Below are 1,697 nucleotides of genomic sequence, written 5' to 3' on the forward strand. Positions count from 1 at the left end.
GTCGCCTCCACGGTGACCTGCACGATCAGCGGCAGGTCCCCCATGCCGCACCAGTCCAGTGCCCGCCGCGCGCCGATGACGGCTGCCTTGGTCTGGAGGAGGTCCTGGGTGGTCTCGACGAGCAGCGCGTCCGCGCCGCCCCGGATCAGGCCCTCGGCGCTCTGCTGGTAGGCCTCGCGCAGGGGTTCGTACCCCACGTGTCCGAGGGTGGGCAGCTTGGTGCCGGGTCCCATGGAGCCCAGTACCCAGCGGGGCCGGCCGTCCCGGGCGGTGTGCGCGTCCGCCGACTCGCGGGCGATGCGGGCTCCGGCCTCGGAGAGTTCGTAGACCTTGTCCTCGATGCCGTACTCGGCGAGCGCGGACAGGTTGCTGCCGAAGGTGTTGGTCTCGACGCAGTCCACGCCGACCGCGAAGTACTCGTCGTGGACCGAACGGACGATGTCGGGGCGGGTGAGGTTGAGGACCTCGTTGCAGCCCTCCAGTCCGAGGAAGTCGTCCATCGTGGGGTCGGCTGCCTGGAGCATCGTGCCCATGGCGCCGTCCGCGACGACGACGCGCGTCGTGAGCTCCTCCCACAGTGACCGTCTCATTCCAGGGCCCCCAGGTGTGTGGACAGTTCCGTCACGGTGGCCGGGCCGTACGCGGTGCGGAGCCGGGCCAGCAGCGGTTCCCGTTCCAGGCGGTACTCCTGGGTGCCGGTGTGGTCGAGTACGGTCGCGGCGACCGCGCAGCCCAGCTGGGCCGCGTACCGCTCGGGGACGCCCCAGGCCGTGCCGGCGAGGAAGCCTGCCCGGAAGGCGTCGCCGACGCCCGTCGGGTCGACGACCTCCGCGACCGGCACCGCGGGCACGGTGAGCGGCTCGCGGTCCGCCGTGCGGATCTGTACGCCGTCCTCGCCGCGCGTGGTGACCCAGGAGCCGACGCGCCGGAGGACCTGCTCCTCGGTGAGTCCGGACCGCTCGCACAGCAGGGCGGACTCGTACTCGTTGGTGAACAGCCGCTGGGCGCCGTCGACCAGTTCCCGCACCTCGTCCCGGCCGAGCCGGGCCAGCTGCTGGGAGGGGTCGGAGGCGAAGGGGATGCCGAGCTCGCGGCAGCCCCGGGTGTGGCGGAGCATGGCCTCGGGGTCGTCCGGCGAGACCAGGACCAGGTCGGGTCTGCCGCGGCGGGCGACGACCTCCCGCAGGTCGATCTCGCGGGCTTCGGCCATCGCGCCCGCGTAGAAGGTCGCGATCTGGTTCTGCTCCCGGTCGGTGGTGCAGACGAAGCGGGCGGTGTGGCGGGTGTCGCTCACCCGCACGGAGTCGGTGTCCACCCCGTGGTCCTTGAGCCACACCCGGTACGGCTCGAAGTCCCCGCCCACCGCGCCCACCAGCGACGGGCGCAGTCCCAGCATGCCCAGCCCGAACGCGATGTTCGCCGCCACCCCGCCGCGCCGCACTTCCAGGTTGTCGGCGAGGAACGACAGGGAGACCCGGTCCAGCCGGTCCGCGAGCAGCTGGTCCGCGAACCGGCCGGGGAAGGTCATCAGATGATCGGTCGCGATGGATCCGGTGACAGCGATTCGCATGTCAGACCCCGGCTGCCTTGCGCAGTGCGTGCACGCGGTCGGTGCGCTCCCAGGTGAAGTCCGGCAGCTCGCGGCCGAAGTGGCCGTACGCGGCGGTCTGGGCGTAGATCGGCCGGAGCAGGTCGAG

At 72.2% G+C, this 1,697-nt stretch carries 3 protein-coding genes; all 3 read right to left on the reverse strand.

What is annotated here, in order from left to right:
• On the reverse strand, nucleotides 1–590 hold a 590-nt coding region (locus tag ACZ7IF_RS39295; RefSeq protein WP_470981850.1), incomplete at its 3' end, for a homocysteine S-methyltransferase family protein.
• Complete coding sequence (locus tag ACZ7IF_RS39300; RefSeq protein WP_470981852.1) at nucleotides 587–1,570, reverse strand: carbohydrate kinase family protein; 984 nt, start codon at nucleotides 1,568–1,570, stop codon at nucleotides 587–589. The genes ACZ7IF_RS39300 and ACZ7IF_RS39295, both read right to left, overlap by 4 nt.
• A 1-nt stretch (nucleotide 1,571) precedes the next feature.
• Nucleotides 1,572–1,697, reverse strand: a 126-nt coding sequence (locus ACZ7IF_RS39305; protein ID WP_470981854.1) for a methionine adenosyltransferase domain-containing protein, incomplete at its 5' end; no start/stop codon positions are given.

This window comes from Streptomyces sp. NPDC037421 (assembly GCF_055602105.1).

Excerpts from the sequence above, each read along its gene's own strand:
- ACZ7IF_RS39300 (WP_470981852.1), bottom strand. The coding sequence starts at position 1,570 with ATGCGAATCGCTGTCACCGGATCCATCGCGACCGATCATCTGATGACC.